The sequence below is a fragment of the Archangium primigenium genome (assembly GCF_016904885.1).
In the GTDB taxonomy this organism is placed as follows: Bacteria; Myxococcota; Myxococcia; order Myxococcales; family Myxococcaceae; genus Cystobacter; species Cystobacter primigenius.
The window spans coordinates 5,560,615-5,583,246 of sequence record NZ_JADWYI010000001.1 but is presented as its reverse complement, the minus strand read 5'-3'; the positions used below and the strand labels follow the sequence as shown (position 1 = coordinate 5,583,246).

At 71.0% G+C, this 22,632-nt stretch carries 15 protein-coding genes and 1 pseudogene; 6 read left to right on the top strand and 10 right to left on the bottom strand.

Annotated elements, in window-relative coordinates; all coding sequences use genetic code 11:
• Positions 1–2 precede the first annotated feature (2 nt).
• The 6 genes from I3V78_RS22840 to I3V78_RS22815 form a co-directional block, all read right to left on the bottom strand.
• The gene (locus tag I3V78_RS22840; protein WP_204490569.1) at positions 3–3,842 is read right to left on the bottom strand and encodes an ATP-binding protein; all 3,840 of its coding nucleotides are present in this window, start codon (positions 3,840–3,842) and stop codon (positions 3–5) included.
• Positions 3,843–3,890: 48 nt separating this feature from the next.
• Positions 3,891–4,679 (bottom strand): c-type cytochrome, encoded by a 789-nt coding sequence (locus I3V78_RS39390; protein WP_239576539.1) that lies wholly within the window; start codon positions 4,677–4,679, stop codon positions 3,891–3,893.
• Positions 4,680–4,692: 13 nt separating this feature from the next.
• The gene (locus tag I3V78_RS22830; RefSeq protein ID WP_204490568.1) at positions 4,693–5,811 is read right to left on the bottom strand and encodes a metallophosphoesterase family protein; all 1,119 of its coding nucleotides are present in this window, start codon (positions 5,809–5,811) and stop codon (positions 4,693–4,695) included.
• 3 nt (positions 5,812–5,814) lie between these two features.
• Positions 5,815–7,086, bottom strand: coding sequence for a cytochrome-c peroxidase (locus I3V78_RS22825; RefSeq protein WP_204490567.1), 1,272 nt, complete (start codon positions 7,084–7,086; stop codon positions 5,815–5,817).
• 117 nt (positions 7,087–7,203) lie between these two features.
• The gene (locus I3V78_RS22820; RefSeq protein ID WP_204490566.1) at positions 7,204–7,659 is read right to left on the bottom strand and encodes an acyl-CoA thioesterase; all 456 of its coding nucleotides are present in this window, start codon (positions 7,657–7,659) and stop codon (positions 7,204–7,206) included.
• Between the two features lie 20 nt (positions 7,660–7,679).
• Positions 7,680–8,981 carry a hydroxyacid-oxoacid transhydrogenase gene (locus I3V78_RS22815; protein WP_204490565.1) on the bottom strand — a complete coding sequence of 434 codons (1,302 nt, stop codon included), beginning with the start codon at positions 8,979–8,981 and terminating at the stop codon, positions 7,680–7,682.
• A gap of 276 nt (positions 8,982–9,257) precedes the next feature.
• Here I3V78_RS22815 and I3V78_RS22810 point away from each other — a divergent pair, with 276 nt between their 5' ends.
• From I3V78_RS22810 to I3V78_RS22800, 3 genes are all read left to right on the top strand, one after another.
• Entirely contained in the window at positions 9,258–10,277 is a 1,020-nt protein-coding gene (locus I3V78_RS22810) for a zinc-dependent alcohol dehydrogenase family protein (RefSeq protein ID WP_204490564.1), read from the top strand.
• 61 nt (positions 10,278–10,338) lie between these two features.
• A complete protein-coding gene (locus tag I3V78_RS22805; RefSeq protein ID WP_239576538.1) occupies positions 10,339–11,283 on the top strand; it encodes a hypothetical protein in 945 nt (314 codons plus the stop codon).
• 131 nt (positions 11,284–11,414) lie between these two features.
• A complete protein-coding gene (locus tag I3V78_RS22800; protein WP_204490563.1) occupies positions 11,415–12,686 on the top strand; it encodes a vWA domain-containing protein in 1,272 nt (423 codons plus the stop codon).
• A 5-nt stretch (positions 12,687–12,691) separates the two neighbouring features.
• Here the strand turns inward: I3V78_RS22800 and I3V78_RS22795 are convergent, their stop codons facing one another.
• Entirely contained in the window at positions 12,692–13,252 is a 561-nt protein-coding gene (locus tag I3V78_RS22795; protein WP_204490562.1) for a DUF1801 domain-containing protein, read from the bottom strand.
• 99 nt (positions 13,253–13,351) lie between these two features.
• Here I3V78_RS22795 and sitA5 point away from each other — a divergent pair.
• Together sitA5 and I3V78_RS22785 are read left to right on the top strand one after the other, a co-directional pair.
• Positions 13,352–14,520, top strand: a pseudogene (gene sitA5 / locus I3V78_RS40460) (SitA5 family polymorphic toxin); the annotation flags it as partial.
• 12 nt (positions 14,521–14,532) lie between these two features.
• Complete coding sequence (locus I3V78_RS22785; protein ID WP_204490561.1) at positions 14,533–15,162, top strand: hypothetical protein; 630 nt, start codon at positions 14,533–14,535, stop codon at positions 15,160–15,162.
• A gap of 6 nt (positions 15,163–15,168) precedes the next feature.
• Here I3V78_RS22785 and I3V78_RS22780 read toward each other — a convergent pair whose 3' ends face one another.
• The 3 genes from I3V78_RS22780 to I3V78_RS22770 all read right to left on the bottom strand — a co-directional run bounded on the left by I3V78_RS22780 (position 15,169) and on the right by I3V78_RS22770 (position 19,262).
• Positions 15,169–16,383 (bottom strand): cytochrome P450 family protein, encoded by a 1,215-nt coding sequence (locus tag I3V78_RS22780; RefSeq protein WP_204490560.1) that lies wholly within the window; start codon positions 16,381–16,383, stop codon positions 15,169–15,171.
• Between the two features lie 57 nt (positions 16,384–16,440).
• Positions 16,441–18,015 (bottom strand): PAS domain-containing sensor histidine kinase, encoded by a 1,575-nt coding sequence (locus I3V78_RS22775; protein WP_204490559.1) that lies wholly within the window; start codon positions 18,013–18,015, stop codon positions 16,441–16,443.
• Positions 18,016–18,143: 128 nt separating this feature from the next.
• Positions 18,144–19,262 (bottom strand): glycoside hydrolase family 43 protein, encoded by a 1,119-nt coding sequence (locus I3V78_RS22770; protein ID WP_204490558.1) that lies wholly within the window; start codon positions 19,260–19,262, stop codon positions 18,144–18,146.
• Positions 19,263–19,693: 431 nt separating this feature from the next.
• Here I3V78_RS22770 and I3V78_RS22765 point away from each other — a divergent pair, with 431 nt between their 5' ends.
• Entirely contained in the window at positions 19,694–22,516 is a 2,823-nt protein-coding gene (locus I3V78_RS22765; protein WP_204490557.1) for a M28 family peptidase, read from the top strand.
• Positions 22,517–22,632: the final 116 nt, after the last annotated feature.

The window sequence follows — 22,632 nt, the reverse complement described above, 5'->3', positions numbered from 1 at the left end:
GCTCACCGCGACAGGATCATCTCGCGGATCTTGTTGGCGAGCGCCTCCAGGGCGAAGGGCTTGAGGATCATGTCCATCCGGGGCCCGAGGAACTCGCCGCGCACGTCGGCGTTCTGCGCGTAGCCGGTGATGAACAGGATCTTCAGGTCCGGACGCAGCTGGCGCGCCAGGTCCGCGAGCTGTCGTCCGTTGAGTCCCGGCAGCCCGATGTCCGACACCATGAGATCGATCCACCCGGGGGCGCGCAGGAACGTCTGGGCGGAGGTGGCATCGGTGGCCTCCAGCGCCCGGTAGCCCAGCTCCTCGAGCACGTCGAGCACGAGCATGCGCACCGCGGGATCGTCCTCCACGACGAGCACCGTCTCCCCCGTGCCTCGGGCGGCCTCGGCCTCCTTGGCGGCGGCGGCCTCCGCCTCGCCCCGGTGGCGCGGCAGGTAGAGGGAGAAGGTGCTGCCCCGGCCGGGCTCGCTCTCCAGCTCCAGGTGTCCCGAGGACTGCTTGATGAAGCCGTAGATCATCGACAGGCCCAGGCCCGTGCCCTGGCCGATGGGCTTGGTGGTGAAGAAGGGCTCGAAGATGCGCTCGCGCAGCTCGGGGGGGATGCCGGTGCCGGTGTCGGTGACGGACAAGACGACGTAGTCGCCGGGCGCGAGCCCCTCGTGCCGTCGGGTGAAGCGCTCGTCCAGGTGGGCCTGGCCCGTGCGGATCGTCAGGGTGCCGCCCCCGGGCATGGCGTCGCGCGCGTTGATGCACAGGTTGAGCAGGGCGTTCTCCAACTGGTGGGCGTCGGTGTTCACGCGCCACGTCGTCGCGCCGGGGTGCACCTTCAGGGCGATGCGCTCGCCGAGCGTGCGCCCGAGCAGCTCCCCCATGCCCTCCACCAGGGCGTTCATGTCCACGGGCTTGAGGTCGAGCGACTGGCGGCGCGAGAAGGCGAGCAGCCGGTGGGTGAGCGACGCGGCGCGCTGCGCCGAGCTGGTGGCGGCCGAGACGTAGCGATCGAGCTTGTCGTACTCGCCGCGGGACACGCGCAGCTTGAGCAGCTCGAGCGAGCCGCTGATGCCGGTGAGCAGGTTGTTGAAGTCGTGCGCGATGCCGCCGGTGAGCTTGCCCACCGCCTCCATCTTCTGGCTCTGGCGCAGCGCCGCCTGGGCCTGCTCCAGCTCCGCCTGCCGGGCCTTGTCCTCGGTCACGTCGCGCACGACGCAGTAGAGCACGCCCTCGTCCGGCACCGCCGTCCACGAGAACCAGTGCCAGGCGCCCTGGGTGTCACGAAAGCGGTTCTCGAAGCGGGAGGTGGTCCGTCCCGAGGCGAGGAGGGAGATCTCCTGGCGCGTCCTGTCCCGGTCGTCCGGGTGCTCCATCCACGCGGACGTGCGGCCGACGAGCTCGTCCTCGCGCCACCCGAGGGTGCGCGTCCACGCGGGATTCACCCGCAGCCAGACGCCCTGGGCGTCCGCGATGAGCAGGTGGTCCTGGCTCACCTGCCAGATGCGGTTGAGCTCGCGCGTGCGCTGGGCGACCTGGAGCTCCAGCTCCTCGTTGGCGCGGCGCAGGGTCTCGGTCGTCTCGCGGCGCAGGCGCGCCAGGCGCAGCGCGCCCTCCACGCGCGCGAGCAGCTCCCGGGCGCTGAAGGGTTTGACGAGGTAGTCATCCGCGCCCGCCTCGATGCCTTCCACGGACGACTCCTCGCCGGCCCGGGCCGACAGGAGGATGACGGGCAGCGAGGAGGTGACCGGATCCGCGCGCAGCGCCGCGAGCAGCCCGAAGCCATCCAGCCGGGGCATCATCACGTCGGAGAGCACCAGCTCGGGCGCGGTGGCGCGGATGGCGGCCAGGGCCTCGGCGCCATCCGCGGTGGCCCGCACGGCGTAGCCCGCGTCCGTGAGCAGGCGCCGCACGTAGTCGCGCATGTCCGCGTTGTCGTCCGCCAGCACGATCCGGCCGCCCCGCGCCGCCTGGGCACCCGGTGCCCCCCGGAGCGACGCCTCCTGGGCCGCCGGGGGCTCGCCGGGCAGCAGCCCCAGGGCCTCCTCCACGTAGACGGACGTGCGCGGGGAGGGGTGCGCCTGGGTCACGCTCCCCAGGGGCGGCGAGGGCGCGCGCGCGTTGGCGCGAGGCGGCAGGCGCACGGTGAAGGTGGTGCCGCGCCCCGGCGGGCTCTCCACGCCCACCGTGCCCTGGTGCAGCCGGGTCAGCTCCTGCACCAGCGCCAGGCCGATGCCCGTGCCCTCGTGGGTGCGGCCCTGCTGGCCCTCGATGCGATGGAAGCGCTCGAACACCCGCGACAGCTCCCGCTCGGGAATGCCCACGCCGGTGTCGCTCACGCTCAGCTCGGCGAGCCCGTCCACCCACCGCAGCCGCACCGTCACCGCGCCCTGGAGCGTGTACTTGAAGGCGTTGGACAGCAGGTTGAGGACGATCTTCTCCCACATGTCCCGGTCCACCCACACGGGCTCGGGCAGGGGCGGGCACTCCACGTGGAAGGCGAGGCCCGCGCGCTCCATGGCCGAGCGGAAGGTGCTCGCCAGCTCGGCGGTGTAGGCCGACACGTCCACCGGCTCGAACGCCGCGCGCACGCGGCCCGCCTCCAGCCGGGAGAAGTCCAAGAGCACGTTGACGAGCTTGAGCAGGCGCAGGCCGTTGCGGTGCACCAGCTCCAGGCCCTGGCGCTCGATCCGCAGCGTGTGGGCGCCCGCGCCCGGGGGCGCCGTGGTGAGCATGTCCTCCAGCGGCCCGAGCATGAGGGTGAGCGGCGTGCGGAACTCGTGGCTGGCGTTGGAGAAGAAGGCCGTCTTGGCCCGATCGATCTCCGCGAGCTGCTCGGCCCGCTTGCGCTCCACCTCGTAGGCCCGCGCGTTGCCGATGGCCGTGGAGATGTGGCCCGCCACGCGCTCGAACAGCGTGCGGTAGGCGGCGTCCAGCCGCCGGCGCGGGCTGATGCCCGTCACCAGGAAGCCGTGGGGCACGCCCGGACGGGCGCCCAGGATGGGGGTGACGAGCGCCTCCTCGATGGGCTCGGGCCAGGGCGTTCCCGGCAGCGGGGGGGACAGGCGCGCGGCCAGGCCCGTCACGGCCACCGCCTCGCCCCGGGCGAGCACCTCGGCCAGCGGCCACGGACAGGCCGCGTCCGGAGGGGCCGCGAGGTCGATCCGCTCGGGGGCCAGCGCCGCGCGCCCCTCCAGCTGGATCTGGTCCACCCGGCGCGCCTGGTGCGTGGCCTCGTCGTAGAGGTAGACGAGCCCGAAGGGCATCTCGGTGGGCAGGGCCGCGAGCGTGCGCAGGGCGGCGGTGCACGCCTCCTCGTCCGAGCGCGCCTGGGCGGTGCGCTCGGACACCTCGCGCAAGAGCCGCTCGCGGCGCTCGGCGAGCACGCGGTAGGTGGTCTCGGTGACGGCGGTGAAGATGCCCTCGACCCGGCCGTCCTCGCCGCGCACGGGGCTGTAGGAGTAGTAGAAGTAGCACTCCTCGGTGTAGCCGAAGCGGTGCAGGGGCAGGAGTTGATCCTCCGACCAGGTCGCCTCGCCGGTGTCCATGACGTGGTCGAACATGGGCCCGATGATGTCCCAGATCTCCGCCCACACCTCGGTCCCCGGACGGCCGAGCGCCCAGGGGTGCTTCTGTCCGGGCACCGGGCTCCAGGCGTCGTTGTAAATGAGGGCGCGTGTGGGACCCCAGTACAGGACGATGGGGAAGCGCGAGCCCAGGCAGATGCCAACCGCCGAGCGCAGCGCGACGGACCAGGTCTCCACGGGCCCGAAGGGGGTCTGGGACCAATCCTTGGCGCGCATGAGCGCGCCCATGTCACCGCCCCCCTCCAGGAAACCGAGACTGTTGGACATGGGCCCATTGAATGCCCACCCCCGTCGGGACATACAAGAGCGGAACGCTCAGTGCTTGCCGTACTCGAGCTTCACGCCCTTGCGCTGCGCGAGGATGTAGGCCTCCATGGCCTTCATGCGCGGGTCATCCTCGGCCATGGGCTTGCCGCGCACGGGGTTCTCGATGCACCAGTTGATCATGTCGCGCAGGAGCGCCGTGCGGCCCAGCTGCACCTGGTACTTCGGGTAGGTCTCCGGGTGGGTGTTGGCCGCGTCCGGGTGGCACATGTCGCAGGACACCGCCACCGTGCTGCCCAGGGACTTGGCGTCGTGGAACACCCGGTGGCCCTCGGTCACCATCTGCTCGGCGGAGGCCTTCCACAGCGCCTCGTCCCGGGCGCTGTACGCCCCGTAGGTGTGGCCCGACTGCACCGCCTCGCCTTGCTTCTGGCCCACCGCCGCCGCGTCCGAGGCCGCGCTGTCGCCTCCGGGCGTGGCCGGGGCCTTGCTCGCCGGCGGGGGCGTGGGCGGGTTGGGCGCCGCGGGCTTCTGGGCCAGCGCCACCTTCACCGGCACGGGGTCCCAGTTCGCCTGGGGGTTCTTGCGGTGCCACTCGGCCATGAGCCGGTCCGAGATGGCCTGGGCCTGGGTCCGGTCGATGGCCGCCGGATCCTTCACGCCCTTCACCTCGAGCGTCGTCTGGCCATCGCACAGGGCGACCACCACGTTGCCGTCCGCCGAGCGGGGCACCTCGTGCTTCGCCGGAGCGGGGGGCTTCGTGTCCGCCGCGGACGCGGCCCCGAGTGACAGGCCCAGGGCGCCGAGCGCCGCGATTCCAAGGGTCTTGCGCGCGTTCATGGGAGGAGTCTCCTTAGTAGGACGGGAGCTTGGTGGCCGCCGGGCGATCCTTCTTGCCGTGGGAGGCGAGGTAGCTGGAGCGGACGGAGACGGGATCGCGATCCCACAGGTTGTAGAGCGAGTCGGCCAGGCCCGCGGCGAGCACGTCGAAGCGGCCGTTGCCGCAGCCGTCGAAGTTGCTGAACGGGTCCGCGCGGTTCATCTGCACGGTGAGCGAGGGCAGGCCCTCGGGGGCGTAGGGCCACGGCCAGGCGGTGGACAGCATCCCGTGGAACTGGATGTTGCCGATCTGGTTGCTGAGCATCTGGTGCGTGTGGCCGTGGATGACGGTCACGTTCTCGAAGGGCTTGAGCAGCGCCTGGACGTCGTCCGCGTCCTCCGTCCAGAAGTTCCACGGCCGGTAGTACTTGTAGAGCGGCGAGTGGCTGAAGACGATGAGGGGCGTCTTCTTGTCGACCTTGGCCAGGTCCTGCTTGAGCCACTCGCGGCCGGCGGCCCCCACCTCGAAGCGCGACTGGAGCCCGTTGTCCAGGCCCGCCACCGTCTGCATGCGCTCCTCGGGCGTCATGCCGCGCTCGGTCCAGAAGTCCTTCTCGTTCACGCTCATGAGCGTGACGAAGTGCACGCCCTTGTGATCGAAGGAGTACTGGGGGGCGCCGAAGAGCGCGCGCCAGTGCTCGCCCATGTCGAGGAACCAGTCGTGCTCGCCCACCATCATCTTCACCGGGGCCTTCACCGACTTGAGCAGCTCCTTGCCCAGGTCCAGCTCCTCCTTCTTGCCCAACTGCGCCAGATCCCCCCCGAAGAGGACGAAGTCCGGCTGGGGATCCAGGCGGTTCACGTCGTCCACCGCGCGCAGGATGGAGCGCACGAAGCGGTCGTTGAGGTCCTTCTTGTACAGGTGCGCGTCGGAGATGTACGCGAAGGTGAAGCGGGGCTTCGCGGCCGGGGCCGCGTCCGCCACGCTGACGAGCTGGAAGCTCTGGGGGGTGATGAGGCCCTTGGCGGCGACGATGCCCGCGGACAGGCCCGCGAGCTTCATGAAGCCGCGCCGGTCGAGCTTGCGCAGCCCGTCGAAGAAGGCGTCGCGCTCCTCGTGATGCCTGGTCTCGATGCTCTTGAAGCGCTTCATGGCTCAGTTCTCCTTCGAGGCGCCAACGGGTCCATAGAAGCCGCGCGCGGCGGGGTTCTCGACGGCCAGGTCCGGCGTGACGCCGATGTCGCCCAGGTTGCCCTTCTGGCCGAGCGCCGCGGCGGTGTCGCGCTCGGGGCGCTTGTTCTTGCGCGCGCGCTGGGCGGTCAGCTCCTTCTTCTCCAGGGCGGACAGGTCCGTGGACGTGAGCGCGAAGAGGAACGCCACCACGTCGTCGATCTCCGGCTCGGTGAGCCCGAGCCGCTGCATGCCGCCGTCCAGGTAGGGGTTGGGCACGCCGCCCTTGTTGTAGTGGTCCATCACGTCCCACAGCGTGGCGAGCGAGCCGTCATGCATGTAGGGCCCGGTGACGCCCACGTTGCGCAGGGTGGGGGTCTTGAAGCCGCCAATGTCGTTCTCGTTCTTGGTGACGAGGAAGCGGCCCATCTCCGACAGGTCCGTCTGCAGCGCCAGCTCGTCGATCTGCTTGGCGTCGCCGGTGCGCACCACGCGCAGGGCCTCGCCGGCGAGCTTGGGGAAGTCGTGCGCGTGCGCGGCGATGCCGATGTTGTGGAACTTCTGATCGGAGAACAGCGGGGACACGGCGTTGCCCGCGTGGCAGCTGTTGCAGCGCGCCTTGCCGTTGAACAGCGCCCAGCCGCGCTTCTCCGAGGCACTCAGGGCGTTGGACTCGCCGGCGAGGAAGCGGTCGAAGCGCGCGTTGCCGGAGAACTGCGTGCGCTCGAAGGCGGCCAGCGCCGAGGCCAGGTCCTCCGCCGTCACCTCGCGGCCGTACACGTCGCGAAACGCGCTCGCGTACTCGGGGATGCCCTTCACCTTGGCCACCACGGCGTCCAGGTCCGGCATGCCCATCTCGATGGGGTTGATGATGGGCAGCACCGCCTGCTCCTCGAGCGTGCCCGAGCGGCCATCCCAGAACTGGGTGGCGTTGAAGAGGGCGTTGAGCACGGTGGGGCTGTTGCGCTTGCCCACCTGGTTCTTGATGCCCACCGAGCGCGCCTTGCCGTCGGTGAAGGCGCGCTGGGGATCGTGACACGTGGCGCAGCTCACCGAGTCATCGGCGCTCAGGCGCTTGTCGTTGAAGAGCTTGTCGCCCAGGGCGATGCGCGCGGGGGTGGGACGGTGCGCGGCGGGGACGGACAGCGCGTAGAGGGTGGCCGAGACCCCGAGGGGCAGCTTCGGCACGGGCTCGGGTTGCGCCGCCAGGGCCGCGCCGCTCGAGACGAGCACGGCCAGCCACGTGAACGCTTTCATGGATGCACCTCGCGAAGGCGATGAGGGGTCACACGCCCGGCCAGTGTCCTGCGCTCCCATGGACGCGGAAAACGGACCGCGCGTGGAGTGTCCTCAAGCGATCACGGCGAAGGGCGACTACTTCACACCTTCGGGCATGACGCGCTCCAGCACGAGCCGCTCGAGCGCCGCGCGCAAGCGCTCGGGCATGGGGGTGGCCTTGCGCGAGTGCCGGTCCACGAAGACGTGCACGAAGGTGCCGTGGGCGGCCGCCTGGGACTCGCCCTCCTTGAAGATGGCGATGCCGTAGGTCACCGAGCGGTTGCCCAGTTTGTCCACGCGCAGGCCCGCCCGGAGCGCGTCGGGGTAGGCGAGGGGCGCGCGGTAGGTGCACCGCGACTCCACCACCAGACCGATGACGGGGCCCGTGTGGATGTCCAGGCCGCCCTCGTGGATGAGGTAGTGGTTGGCCACCGTGTCGAAGTAGCTGTAGTAGGTGACGTTGTTGATGTGCCCGTAGGCGTCGTTGTCCATCCACCGCGTGGTGATGGGCAGCACGTAGCGGTAGCGATCGAGGGTTTCCGTGTCGGCCATGGGGGAGCGTCCTTCCGGTTTCAAGGGGCGTGCAGCGCCTGGCGGAACAGCTCGGTGAGCACTGGCCGCGTCATCTCGCGGGGCGCGTTCTGGAGCAGGCGCTGCTGGGGCAGGGTGCCGTGGGTGAGCGCGTCCAGGTCCGCCTCGGTGTAGCCCACGCCCCTCAAGTCCGCGGGCAGGCCCACCGCGCGCATGAGGTGCGAGAGCCGCGTGGCCAGCACCTCGCCCGCGTCCGACGCCGAGGCGCCCCGCACGTCCGCGCCCAGCCAGCCCGCGGCCTCCAGGTGCCGCTCGGGGCTCGTGGCCGCGGTGTAGCGGAACACGGCGGGGGCGTTGAGGATGACGGCCAGGCCATGCGGCACCAGGGGCGCGTCCGGGGGATAGCCCGAGGGCCGGAAGTCCCGCACGCCTCCGGCCACCGCGTAGGCCATGGCGTGGGGCACGTGCACCCCCGCGTTGCCGAAGGCGATGCCCGCGAGCGTCGCCGCCCACATCACCTGCTCGCGCGCCTCCCGGTCCCCCGCGTCCTTCACCGCGCGCTCCAGGTACAGGCCCATGAGCCGCAGGGCCTCGCGGCACCCCAGGTCGCTCCAGGGGTTGGCGCCCTGGCTCAGCGGACGGGGGCCGGGGCCCACGGGCCGGCGCGTGTAGGGCCGCGCCGTGTAGGACTCGAGCGCGTGGGACAGCACGTCCATGCCGCTGGCGGCCGTGACTTCCGCGGGCAGGGTGTCGGTGCAGTCCGGATCGATGAGGGCCTCGCTCGGGCGCAACAGCGGCGAGGCGATGCCCGTCTTGGCGTGCAGGGACACGAGGTCGAAGATGGTGATGCCGGTGACCTCGCTGCCGGTGCCCGAGGTGGTGGGGCATGCCAGGTGGGGCCTCAGGGGCCCGGGCACCGCGCGCCCCTCGCCCACGGGGGCGTTCACGTAGGCGAGGAAGTCCGCGGGGTGGGTGGCGTAGAGGTTGGCCGCCTTGCAGGTGTCGATGACCGAGCCGCCCCCGAGGGACACGTACCCGTCCGGCTGGAGCTCGGTGGCGAAGCGCGCCGCGTGCTGGAAGGAGGCGTCCGTGGGCTCCACGCGCACGTCCGTGTAGGGCACCACGTCCAGGCCCGCGGCCCGGAGCGCGTCGAGCACCGTCTGGAACACGGGCAGCCGGGCCACGCGCGCGTCGGAGAACAGGGCCACGCGCCGCATGCCGAGCGCCCGGGCCCGCGTGCCCACCTCGCGCAGACAGCCCCGGCCAAAGGTGACGCGCGAGGCGTCCACGGTGAAGGCCGAGTCACACCCGGGCGCGACGGAGTCGTAGTGGCAACAGCCCATGGGGATCCTCCCGGACAGCGAGCCCCCGGGAGGTTAGCCCAGCGACAGGGGGCACCGCTTCCAGGAAGGAGCGACAAGACGGCCGCGGGATGGGGCGTCCCTGGACGGTGGGCCATGCGTCAAAGGCAGACATGATTGGCTCGGGGGCCCGGATGGCGAGGGGCGGACACTCGCGGCGCCGGACCGGGCGATTCGCTGGCGGGCCCGCCGGGCTCCCACTTAAGTGGCGGTCCGCGTTTATCCCCCCGCATGACCCTCACGAACAGGAGCGTCCGAATGAAGGCCTATGAGCTGCGCAGGACCGGCGACCGGCAGGACTGGGTGAAGGTGGAGCGCCCCACGCCCCAGCCCGGTCCGGGCGAGGTGCTCGTGCGCATGCGCGCGGTGTCGCTCAACTACCGGGACGTGCTCGTCAAGCGGGGCCAGTACGGGGCGGCGCCCGGCGGCACCCGGCCCATTGTCCCCACGTCGGATGGCGCGGGCGAGGTGGTGGCCGTGGGGGCGGGGGTCACCCGGGTGAAGCCGGGCGATCGGGTGATGCCCACCTTCTTCCAGAACTGGACGGACGGCGAGTCCCCGCCGCGCCCGGAGCTGCGCGCCCTGGGCGCCGGAGACGTGGACGGCGTGCTGGCCGAGTTCGTCGTGGCCGGGGCCGAGGCGCTCGTGCCCGTTCCCGCGCACCTGTCCTTCGAGGAGGCCGCCACGCTGCCGTGCGCGGCGCTCACCGTGTGGCACGCGCTCTTCGCGCAAGGGGGCCTGAAGGCGGGGCAGACGGTGCTGGTGCAGGGCACGGGCGGGGTGTCCATCTTCGCGCTCCAGTTCGCCCACCATGCGGGCGCGCGAGTGCTCGCCACCTCCAGCCAGGACGCCAAGCTCGAGCGGGCGCGTCAGCTCGGCGCCGACGAGCTGTTCAACTACAAGAAGACGCCCAACTGGGAGGAGCCCGTCCTGGCGCGCACCGGCGGGCAGGGCGTGGACCATGTGCTGGAGGTGGGCGGCGTGGAGACGTTCCCCCATTCCGTGCGGGCCACGCGCGCCGGCGGCCACATCGCGCTCATCGGCCTCTTGTCGGGCAGCTGGGCCCAGGTGGATCCCAAACTCTCGGAAGCCAAGAACCTCCGCGTGCGGAACATCTTCGTGGGCAGCCGCGCCATGTTCGAGGACATGAACCGCTTCCTCACCCAGCACCGCATTCAGCCCGTCGTGGACCGCGTCTTCCCCTTCGACCAGGCGCCCGAGGCGCTCGCGCACATGGAGGCGGGCGCCCACTTCGGGAAGATTGTCGTCACGGTGTAGCGCCCACGTTTTGACGTAAGCTGGGCGGCACCTGTTCAACCCCCGTCTGGAGAGGTGCCCCATGAAGATGAAAGGCCCGAAGCTCGGCGGCGCGTCGCGTCCGCCGTCCATCGACACCCCGAAGCCGCCGCCGGTCGAGGCGAAGCCCAAGCCCACCGAGACGCCCAAGGCGCCGCCCACCGCCGCGCCCACCGCGCCGCCCCGGGACGGCTTCAGCACGCGCCCGCCGGCCTCCTCCGCGCCGGTGGCCCAGCCCCAGGCCAAACCGCCCGGAGGCAAGGACGTCACCACGCCCTTCGCGCAGGATCCGATGAAGTTCGCGGGCCAGAAGGACAACGTCCTCAACATCCAGAACACGCAGCGGCCCGCGGGCATCCCGGCGGCCACGGCCCAGCAGCCCTTCGTGCCCGCGTCGGATTCCATCGCCACGCTCTCGGTACACCAGCGGCCGGGCGGCAACGCCAACATGCACCTGTCGCCCGCGGGCGGAAAGGGCACGCCGGCCTACTACCTGGACTACCTGCCCGAGGGCTCGGGCCGCTTCGCCGGCCTGCAGGGCGTGCCCCAGCACCCCGGTCCCAACGATCCCAAGCTGCTCGTCACCGGGCAGCTCAACGGCTGCGCGGTCCATGCGCTGCACGACTCGCGCGACCAGTCGCTGTCGTTCCTGCACCACGCGAACTACTCGAAGAACGGGCAGCAGGAGCTCACCGACTTCCTGCGGGACAAGCCGCACCTGTCGCCCGCGGCGACCTTCGGGCCCCAGGACTACTCGCACAAGACGGGCAATGGTCAGGATCTCGCGGGCGCCACCGCCTTCGCGCAGTACCGGCCGCCGCACAACGGCCAGGGCCTGGGCCAGTGGCACCTGATGGGCCAGCTCAACGACATGACGGGCAAGGTGAGCCCGGACATGCGCCCCGAGCTCATGCGCCCCGACAAGCTCAAGGGCGTGCCGCCGGTGATGATGCTCCCCGTGCCGTCCCCCCAGACGCCCTCCATCTAGGACGGCCCTGACAGGGGTGCCCTGGTTTTCCGTGAGGCGCTACCCGGGCGGCCCCCTCCGGCCCCGGGTGCGCTCCGAGGAGGCGCCTCGGGGAGCGCACGGGAGGCAAGGGGCTTGCAGAGCGGCGGGGCATGAAAATGTCCCCGCTCGCCTGGTGTGCTCCGTGGTTGGGTCTGGTGCTGTTGTCGGCCTGTGGCATGGGAGGCGCGCCCTCCCGGGGAGACATGGGCGAGGGCGGCGTGCCGCCCATGAGCGCCCCGGAGTCTCCGCCGGGAGAGGTGCCCCGGCAGCCCTCGGCGGGACAGCTCACCGCGGGGGACTGGGACGACAACCTCAACTTCGACTTCTTCCAGAAGTACCTCCAGGCCTCCACGGAGCTGGGGCTGCGGGCGCCGCCCGTCGCGGACCGGGTGGTGCTCACCGTGCGCGACGAGGCGGGGCGGCCGGTGTCCAATGCCCGCGTCCAGGTGACGGGCGGCGGCCAGTCGCGCTTCGAGGGGCCCACGGCCTCGGACGGCCGGGTGTTGTTCCTGCCCACGCACGATGGGGCCTCGGCGGGCGAGGCCTTCGCGGTGACGGTGTCGCCGCCAGCGGGACGTGAGGGCGCGCCCATCACCACGGCGGTGGAGGGGGGGAAGGCCTGGGACGTGACGCTGCCGGGCGTGGAGGCCGCGCCGCCCACGGAGCTGGACGTGGCCTTCGTGGTGGACACCACGGGCAGCATGACGGACGAGCTGGCCTACCTGAAGGCGGAGATCCAGGAGATCGCCAACACGCTGGGCGAGCGCTTTCCCCAGGTGGCGGTGCGCTATGGCCTGGTGTTCTACCGGGACACGGGCGACGACTACGTGGTGCGCCGCTTCGACTTCACCTCCAACGTGGCGACGCTGCGCCTGCGGCTGGACGCGCAGTCGGCGGACGGGGGCGGGGACTACCCCGAGGCGATGGATCGGGGCCTGGAGGAGGGCGTGAAGCTGTCCTGGCGCACCGGCAACACCGCGCGGCTGCTGTTCCTGATGGCGGACGCGCCCACGCACGTGGACAAGCACGAGGCCTTCCTGGGAACGGCCGGGGCCGCGCGGCGCGCGGGCATCAAGGTGTATCCGGTGGCGGCCAGTGGGGTGTCGAGCGTGGCGGAGTATCAGATGCGGCTCGCGGCGCAGCACACCCGGGGCCGCTACCTCTTCCTCACCGACGACTCGGGCGTGGGCGACGCGCACGAGGAGCCGCACATCCCCTGCTACCAGGTGCAGCTGCTCAAGCACCTGCTCGTGCGCACCATCGGCTCGGAGCTCGAGGGCCGACGGCTGCCGGTCTCCGGCACCGAGCTCGTGCGCACCGTGGGCAATCCCACGCAGGACGGGGCCTGCGTGATGAAGGACGGCTCGACGACGTATTACTAGAAGGGTTACGCGCGCTTCTTGGCGGCCGTCTTCTTCACCGCGGCGGTCTTCTTCACCACGGCCGTCTTCTTGGCGGCCGTCTTCTTCGCCGCGGTCGGCGCCTTCGCCTTCGGGGCGGGCCGGATGACGGACGTGTAGTGCGCGATGTACGCGGAGGCGGGCGTGCGGCGGATGGCCTCGGCGATCACGTCGAGCGCCACGTGGTCGAGCGTCTTGAAGCGCACGCACGACTTGCCCATGTCGAGCTTCTTGCCCGTCTTGGCCCAGGCGTCGCGAAACCACCGCTCCTGCTCGGGCTGGCCGTAGACGCCCATCAGGTAGAGGGCCATGTGGCTCTTCTGCGAGGCGAGTGCCGCGAAGGGCAGGGGCTGGCGGGGATCGGTGTGGTAGCCCGCCGGGAAGACCGAGTGCGGGACGAAGTAGCCGATCATCCCGTACTGCATGCCCTCCTGGTAGTCCGCATCGAGGTGGGCGCGGATGACGTCGCGCACGGCGGAGAGCACCGCGCGGCGCTCCTCGGGAAGCGCCGCGAGGTACTGGTCGACAGTGGTGGCCTTGCTCTGCATGGCCGCCAGTGTAGCGGATGCTCACCTGGACGTGCCCACGGCGGGTCCTGAAGAATGGCGCGATGACGTACCGTACGCGGCTCGCCCGTGGAGGTGGTGCAGGCCCTCACCTGGATTCCCGAATGCCAGGACGGCGCCATCGTCCTCGTGCCCCAGGCAGAAGAAGCCCTGAGGGAGCGGTACGTGAAGTGGTGTGCACGCCAGGGCGGAGGTGACTGCCTGGGGCTGCTGGACGATGCGCCCTACTTGCGCGCGGACGACCGGCGCACGTTCGCCTTGGCCCTGGCCCTCGGAGGCGTCCTCGACGAGACGCACGAGGCGCTCAAGCATGAGCTGCTGGACGTGCCGAGACTCGTCTCCATGGTGGTCTGGACAGTGGCCCTCTTGCATGATGTGGGTCGTCCCCGAGCCGACCATGAAGGCCGTCGCGGCCAGCTTGACCCTCATCCTCACGGGCTACCTGGGCCTCGAGACCGTGTACGGACTGATGGACGGGTGGGCCCGACTGGCCGATGCGGCACACCATGCCACCACCTTCGAGGAGTTGCGCGCGGCGGGCGCTTCGTTCGGCAAGACGCTGGGTGAGGACGCCGCCCGGGCCATGATTCTCGCCGTGGCCGCCCTTGGCGGACACTCCCTGGGTCAAGTGCTGCCGCGGGTGCGAACTCTTCCTCGATTCGACCTCGCGGGGGCACGCTTCGAGGCGCAGGGAGGGGCCGCCGTGCTGGGGGCGGAGGGGGTGCTCACGACGGACGGGGCCTTGGCGCGAGCGGTCGTCGCGGTGGAGACGGTGGCCACCTCGGCGCAGGGGCTCCTGGCCGTGGTGATGCTCAAGAACAGGGCGGGCAGTGGAGCGGGAAGGACCACCGGCGGCCGCTCCGCCGAAACCGTCATTCATCACCGAGGCGGAAACCGACAGGTGGAACTCAGCGATGGCCAGCGCTGGCACCTGCCCCGCGACAGGTCGGCCGCGGACATTCCCGCCGAGGACAAAGTGGGGGACCTGCTTCAGGAGGCCGTCACCCGGGCCGCGAACCAGTGGGAGGCCCGGTGGCTGTCGGGTGCCGAGAAGCGGGCCATCGATGAGGCCAGGAGGCGGGGGAAGTACTGAGCAGTTCCAGCACCTCTACAACTTCAGCAGGGGCAAGGGAGTCGATGTGGACGTCCCTGGCGGCTACAAGTACGAGATTCTCTCCGGAACGGACTCGAACCTCGCGCGGCATGGCAGGCGGATGGCGGGCGAGTTCTTCCGGATGCTCACCTTCTGAAGAGGGCGGCCGATGCTCTACGACAAGGTCTTCTACCAAGGCCGGGAAATTGAGAACGAGCGTCTGGAGCTGACTGATAAGGGCGCGCTCTATTTCCTGGGCGAGGGGCTGATCCTGCGCAACTGCACGGTCGTCCTCAAGGTGCCCGGCAAGAACCTGTTCCTGGGCGGAACGCGGTTCATCGACTGCACCTTCGAGGTGAAGCAGGAGCTGAAGAATCATCAGACCTGGGTGGCCGCGTCGCTGACGGGCTGCCGGTTCAAGGGGCGGCTCACGGGATGCGATTTCGGGCACTGGCCTGAGTACGGAGGCTCGCCGGTCGCTCCGGTCGGGTCCATCGAATCCTGCGACTTCTCCGAGGCCCGACTGGACGCCTGCCGGATCATCGGGTCCGACCCCGCCACCCTCCGCTTCCCCCGCTGGCCCTGCTTCACCATCCTGGAGCCCATCGCGCGGGCCCCCGAACTGCGAGGCGTCAAGTGGCCGGGCCTGGTCGGTGACGTCATCGTGGATGAGCTTCACACCCATCCCGAGCAGACCCGGGCCCTGACCTATTACGCGCCCGTTCTGGCGCAACGGCTCGACGCCCCGCTCGAAGAGCTCAGGGCCCTCATCGAGACCTTCGACTGCATCCGCTTCTGACTTCGCTCAGAAGGCCACGGGCAGCTGCTTCATGCCGTGCACGAGGATGCCCTCGCGCCAGCTCAGCGCGGACTCGTCCACGGCGAGCCGCAGCCGGGGCAGCCGCTGGAGCAGCAGGGGGATGGCGATGTTGGCCTCCAGCCGCGCGAGCGGCGCGCCCAGGCAGAAGTGGATGCCGAAGCCGAAGCCGATGTGCCGGTTGGGCTCGCGGGCGATGTCGAAGCGCCCGGGCTCCGGGAACTGCTCGGGATCGTGGTTGGCCGCCATCAGCGAGGCGAGGATCGTCTCCCCCGCGGGAATCACCTGGCCGCGGAACTCCACGTCCTGGGGCGCCCAGCGCTGGGTGCTCGTCTCCACCGGGCCGCGGTAGCGCAGCATCTCCTCCACCGCCGACTCGATGAGGGCGGGCTCCCGGCGCAGCCGCTCGAGCTGCTCGGGGTTGCGCAGGAGCGCCCAGACGCCGTTGCCGATGAGGTTCACCGTCGTCTCGTGGCCGGCCACCAGGAGCAGGAACAGCATGCTGATGAGCTCCTGGGGCGAGAGCCGGTCGCCTTGCTCCTCCACGGACACGAGCGCCGAGAGCAGATCCTCGCGCGGCTCCCCCCGGCGCTTCTCCATGAGCGCCTGGAAGTACTGCATGAACTGGAAGCCGGCCGCGAACAAGGGCTCCATGTTCCCGTCCACGGGCGGGTTGACGATGATGCTCGTCCACTCCTGGAACTTGTCCTGATCCTCCACCGGCACGCCGAGCATCTCCGCGATGACCGTCACCGGCAGGGGGAAGGCGAAGGCGTCGAGCAGATCCGCGGAGCCCTGGGGCTCGAGGGTGTCCAGCAGCCGCTCGGTGATGGCGGTGACGCGCGGGCGCAGCTCCTCCACCCGGCGCGGGGTGAAGGCCTTGGACACGAGCGTGCGCAGGCGGGTGTGATCCGGCGGATCCGCCATGAGCATGTGCTTGTTGATGGCGGCCATGGCGTCATTGCGCCGCTGGCGGTGCAGGGACGTCTCGGGCAGCTTGTCCACGTTCTTGGTGAAGCGCGGGTCGCGCAACAGCTCCACCGCGTCCTTGTAGCGGCTGACGACCCAGACGGGGTGCTTGAAGTGGGGATCCTCCAGCCGCACCACCGGCGCCTCCTGGCGCAGGCGCGCGTAGAAGGGCAGGGGGTTCTGTCGCGTGACGGGAGACCACAGCTCTTGGAAGGGCGAGGGGGAGGGGCTCATGGAGGGGGGTCATAACGTCCAACCCCCCTCGGCCGCGAGCCGGGATGTGCCCGAGCGTCAGGTAGGCGGCGGCGCGAGCGGCAGGTGGAAGGAGAAGGTGCTGCCCTGGCCCGGCTGGCTCTCCACCGAGAGATCGCCCCCGAGCTCGCGCAGGAGGTTGCGCACCACGGGCAGCCCCAACCCTGTACCGCGGTCGGGGGGCTTGGTGGTGAACCAGGGCTCGAAGATGGAGGCGAGTACCTGCTCGGTCATGCCCACGCCGGTGTCCTCCACGTGGCAGTGCGCCACGCCGCGCGCCAGGTCCTCGCGCAGGCACACGCGCACCTCGGTGGGCCGGTCGCGCACGGACTCCACGGCGTCGGCGGCGTTGCGCAAGAGGTTGATGAGCACCTGCTCCACGCGGGTGCGGCTCACGTCCGTCCACACGGGGCGCGCGGGGCCCTGGAAGGACACGTTCACGTGGCGCAGGGTGCCCGCGGTGCGCAGCATGTTGAGCGCGCCCTGCACCAGCTCGCGCAAGTCCACCCGCTCCACCTTCGTCTGGCCGGGCTGGCCCAGGTTCATCAGGTGATGGCCGTGCGTGGCCACGTGCTCGCACGCCCAGCCGAGCTCCGTGAGCAGCTCCGCGTCGGGCGCCTCGCCGGTCTGGGCCCACTCGGTGAAGGCGGTGCGCAGGCTGTTGAGCACGGTGGAGATGTTGCGCAGCTCGTGGCCCACGCCGGCCGCCAGCGTGCCCAGCGTCGCCAGCCGCTCCACCTGCAGGAGCTGCGCGCGCGTGCGCTCCAGCTCCAGCTCCAGTTGCGCGCGCGCGCGCACGCGCTCCGTCACGTCCATGGCCAGGCCGATGGTGCCCGTGAGCTGACCCCGCTCGTCGAGCACCGGGGTGTAGCGCGTCTCGTAGTGGATGTCGGACGCGATGGTGAGCACCTGCGTGGTGCTCACGCCCGTGAGCGCCAGGCGCGCCTGTTTGAGCGCCTGGGGCTCGCCCGCGAACAGCTCGAAGAAGGACTCGCCCACGATCTGCTCGGGCCGGAGCCCCAGCATGCCCAGGCCGCCGCCGTCCACGAAGGTGAAGATGCCCTGGGGATCCAGGGACCAGAGGATGAGGTGCGCGCCCCGCACCGCCGTGCGCAGCCGCAGCTCGCTCTCGGCCAGGGCGCGCTCCATGGCCTCGCGCTCGCTGACCTGCTCGCGCAGGAGCCGGTTGGCCGTCTCGCGCTCGGACAGGGCGCGCCGCAGCCGCCGCACCCGCTCCTCGCGCTGCGCGGTGATGTCCACCAGCGAGCCGAGCACGCCCACGATGGTGCCGTGCTCGTCCACCAGCGGCGTCTTGTTCGTCTGGGTCCAGCGCTCCTGGCCCTCCGCGTCGCGCACGGGCTCCTCCAGGGCCTCGACCGGCCGGCCCGTGGCGAGCACGCGGCGGTCCATGCGCTGGAAGACGTCGGCCGCGTCCCGCCAGGGCAGCTCCTCGTCACTCAGGCCCACCACGGCCTCGGGCTCCAGGCCCACCAGCCGCGAGAAGGCGCGGTTGCATCCGAGGTAGCGCAGATCCACGCCCTTCCAGAAGAGGGGGTGGATGAGCGCGTCGAGAATGAGCCGTGGTAGCGCGTCCTCGTGCGTTGTCGACGCCATGGGCGTCCTCCCATTCGCGGCGCCCGGTCGTCGCCCGCGACGTGAAGCCTCCCTTATCCCGAGACCCCGGGGAATCACCAAGAACTTCTCCGCCCCCGGGGTCACGGAAGTCGCCGCGCGCCGAGCGGCTACTCGTAGAACTTCAGGCTCCAGCCCGTGGTGCGCTCGCTGCCGCGGGTGTAGGTGATGTTGCCCCACCACTGGAAGGTGCCCGAGTACCAGTAGCGCGCGCCCCAGAAGTCGCTCGGGTACTCGTTCTTGGCCACGCCGTGGTAGGCGAGCGGGAAGGTGGGCCCGGCGGGGGGGCTGGTGTTGGGGTCGCCGTCCACCAGCACGAAGGAGTGGTGGCCCACGCCCTTGGCGTAGAGCGTCGGATCCCACCCGCTCATGAGGGTGGAGCGGTTGGCGCCGAAGAGGCAGCCGTTGGACTTGAACCAGTCCCACACGTAGGTGGGGTCCCCGTCGAGCTTCAGGCGCAGGTCCGCCAGGCAGTAGCTCTCGCCCCAGCTGCCGTTGGCCGAGTAGACGACGTGCAACTGGCCGGCCGGATCGATGATGACCTCGGGGCCCTCGTTGACGCGGCAGGGGGGGTTGGGCTCCACCTTCTCGAAGGCCTCGCGGGGCTGGGAGATGACGAAGCGCGCGCCGGTGACGGTGGTGGGGCTGCTCATGCGCGCGAGGAAGAGCGTCTGCTCGCCGTCGCTGTCGCCCACCCAGCCGGACCACACGAAGTACCACTGGTTGCGGTACTTGAACGCCGTGCCGTCGATGGCCCACTTGTCGTCCGGCAGCGACATGCGCTGGGCGGTGCTCCAGCCGCTCGTGGGCGACTTGGACTGGATGACGTACATGCGGTGGGCCTTGTTCGCCCCCGCCGTGAAGTAGATGTAGTAGGTGCCCGTGGCGCTGTCGCGGATGATCTGCGGCGCCCACACCTCGGCCCAGCCGGAGGGGTTGCTCCACACCTGCTGCCGCGCCGCGCCGCCCAGGCCGTCCACTGACGTGGCCGTGCGCACGTACAGCCGCGAGCCGTCCGTCTCCGCGGAGATGTACGTGCTGCCCACGCGGATGACCGTGGGGTCGGCGTTGCGGATGTTCAGCCGCCCCAGCGCCTGCTCCTGGCTGCCGAGCAGGGGAGAGTCCGGCACCAGCGGCTCACCCGCCTCGGACGCCAGGGGCTCCGGCCCCCCGCACGCCTGCATCGCCATGCTCAACGCCAGAACACCCAGGGCCTTCGTGACGCGCATTGCTCTCTCCTGAAGAAGGGAACCGCGCGCCTCATACCCCAAAACCCGCATTCCTTGGAAAATAAAAAAACCGGGAAGAAGCCGCCCCCGCGACTCCTTCCCGGCATGACGTCCCGCCCCACGCCCCCGAGAACCCCCACCGACTGCGCCGCCCGACCGCCCCCCGCCCTCCGACCCGCCCGACCCCGACCACCCCGCCGACCCAACCCCGTCAGCTTCTCGGGGAGGAAGCAAAGCACCCCGCGTGCCAGCGCGCGCTCCGGCGGGAAGGACAACGAATCCAAGGGGTTGGCGGCGAGTCCAGGGCAGCCAGGCGCCGCCCGGGGGGTAAGAGTTACGGCCCTTCCTCCGGCACGTTCCCGTCGGAATTCCCTCGACATGGCGGGGCGAGTTGATACTGCCAATCAATCTCAACTCCAGGACCTTCACGCATGAAGAGATTCTCGCTGGGCCTCCTCGTCCTCGTGGGGTGCGCGCATGCGCCCCCGGCGCCGTCCTCTCCGTCGGGCCCGGCCGTGCCGCCGCCGCGGGGGGTGGAGCCGCACGCGGGCGAGACGCACTGGAAGGCGCTGCGGCAACTCACCTTCGAGGGCGAGAACGCCGAGGCCTACTGGGCCTTCTCGGGCCAGGCGCTCACGTTCCAGGCGCGCCACGAGGGGCAGGGGTGCGATCGCATCTACTGGCTGGACGCGCTCACGGGCGCCACGCGGCCCATCTCCAGCGGGGAGGGCGCCACCACGTGCGCCTATTCGTTCCCGCCCGATGACAAGGAGGTCCTCTACGCCTCCACCCACGAGGGCGGCAAGGCGTGCCCGCCCAAGCCCGACATGAGCCTGGGCTACGTGTGGCCGCTCTACGACACCTACGACATCTACAAGGCGAACGCGGACGGCACGAACGTGCGGCCGCTCACGCGCGAGAAGGGCTACGACGCCGAGGCGACGGTGTGCCCCAAGGACGGCGCCATCGTCTTCACCTCCGTGCGGGATGGGGATCTGGAGCTGTACCGGATGGACGCGGACGGCCAGAACGTGAAGCGGCTCACGCACACGCCCGGCTATGACGGTGGGGCGTTCTTCAGCCCGGACTGCTCCAAGATCGTCTGGCGGGCGAGCCGGCCCGCGCCGGGCAAGGAGCTGGAGGACTACCAGTCGCTGCTGGCCCAAGGGCTCGTGCGACCCACGAAGCTGGAGCTGTACGTGGCGGACGCGGACGGCTCCAACGCCACGCAGGTGACGTACCTCAACGCGGCGAGCTTCGCGCCCGCCTGGCACCCCACGCTGCCGCGCCTGCTCTTCTCCACCAACCATGGAGACCCCAAGGGGCGCGAGTTCGACATCTGGGCGGTGAACGTGGATGGCTCGGGGCTCGAGCGCATCACCACCGCGCCCGGCTTCGACGGCTTCCCGCTGTTCTCCCCGGACGGCAAGCAACTGGCGTTCTCCTCCAACCGCGCCACGGCCGCGGGCCGCCACGACACCAACGTCTTCATCGCCGAGTGGCAGGAGACGCGCACGCGCGAGCCCGGCGTCGCCTCGAGCGAAACCGGCGTCGCCGCGAGCGAGCCCAGGCCGCCGGATCGGGTGCTGGAGGACGTGCGCTTCCTCGCGGCGCCCGAGCAGGGGGGCCGGGGCATCGACACGCCCGGACTGGAGCAGGCCGCGGCGTGGCTGGAGCGGCGCTTCACGGCGCTGGGCCTCGAGCCCGCGGGGGACGCGGGGAGCTTCCGCCAGCGCTTCCCCGTGGTCACCGCGCTCCAGGCGGCGCCGGGCACGGCGCTGGAGTTGGGCGGCGTGCGGGCCCAGGAGGGCGCCTTCCTGCCGCTGGGCTTCTCCGCGGACGGCGAGGTGAAGGGGGACTTCGTGCTCGCCGGCCACGGCATCCGCGCCAAGGATCTGGGCGTGGACGACTACGCGGGCCTGGCGGTGAAGGGGAAGATCGTCGTCGTGCGGCGCTTCGTGCCGGACACGCCGGCGTTCGCCACCCCGGACGCGCAGCGGCGCCATGGAGACCTGCGCCACAAGGCGTGGGTGGCCAAGGAGGCCGGGGCGCGGGCGCTCGTGGTGGTGGACTGGCCGCTGGCGGGCGACAAGAACGCCCCCGCCGAGGCGGGCCTGCCCGCGCTCAAGCCCGAGGGCGCCCAGGACGCGGGCCTGCCCGTGGTGGCGCTCAAGCGCGCCGGCTTCGAGCCCGTGCTGGAGAAGCTCGCCAAGAAGCAAAAGGTGAGCGGCCGGGTGGCGGTGAAGCTCGAGCGGGTGCTCAAGGACACGTGGAACGTGGTGGCCCGGCTGCCCGCCGCCAAGGACGGCACGCGCGCCTCCGAGGCCGTGGTGGTGGGCGCGCACTACGATCACCTGGGCGAGGGGGGCCGGGGCTCGCTCGCGCCGGACCGCCGCGAGCCGCACCTGGGCGCGGACGACAACGCCTCGGGCGTGGCGGGCATGCTGGAGGCGGCGCGGCTGCTCTCCGGCCAGCGCGAGCGCCTGCGCCGCGACGTGTACTTCGCCGCCTTCTCCGGCGAGGAGACGGGGGTGCTCGGCTCCACCGCGTGGACGCGCACGCCCACCGCGGGCCTGGCGATGAAGGACGTGGCCGCCATGCTCAACCTCGACATGGTGGGGCGGCTGCGCGACAACCACCTGACGGTGCTGGGCGCCGACTCGGCGGGGGAGTGGCGCGAGCTGCTCGCCCCCGCGTGCGCCAAGGCCCGGGTGCGCTGTGACGGCTCGGGGGACGGCTACGGCCCCTCGGATCACACGCCTTTCTACGCGGCGGGTGTGCCCGTACTGCATTTTTTCACTGGCACGCACAATGACTACCACAAACCCTCGGACAGCGCGGAGCGGATCAACGCCGCGGGGTTGGCCCAGGTGGCGCTCGTGGTATCCGAGATGGCCGCGGAGGTGAGTGCCCGGCCCGGACGGGTGACGTACCGCAGCGTGCCGGCGCCCGCGCCGGTGGGGGATGCGCGCTCCTTCAATGCCTCGTTGGGCACCGTGCCCGACTACGCGCCCCCGGCCGGCACGCGGGGGGTGCTCCTCGCGGGCGTGCGGCCCGGGGGCGGGGCGGACCTGGGCGGCCTCAAGCGTGGGGACGTGCTCGTGCGGCTCGGCACGCATGAGGTTGGCAGCGTGGAGGACCTCATGTATGCCCTCAACGCCGCCCGGCCCGGCGAGACGGTGACCGCCGTCGTCCTGCGCGAGGGCGCCGAGGTGAAGCTCTCCGTGACGTACCAGGAGAGTAAACGCCGATGACGGGTTGTCTGCGGGAATGACTGATCAACATTCCCGCGGACCCTGTCCAGTCAATTCCTGTCGGCAAGAGGGAAAACCGGATTTTAGCGCTTATTGACATTAAGCCTGAAGACATG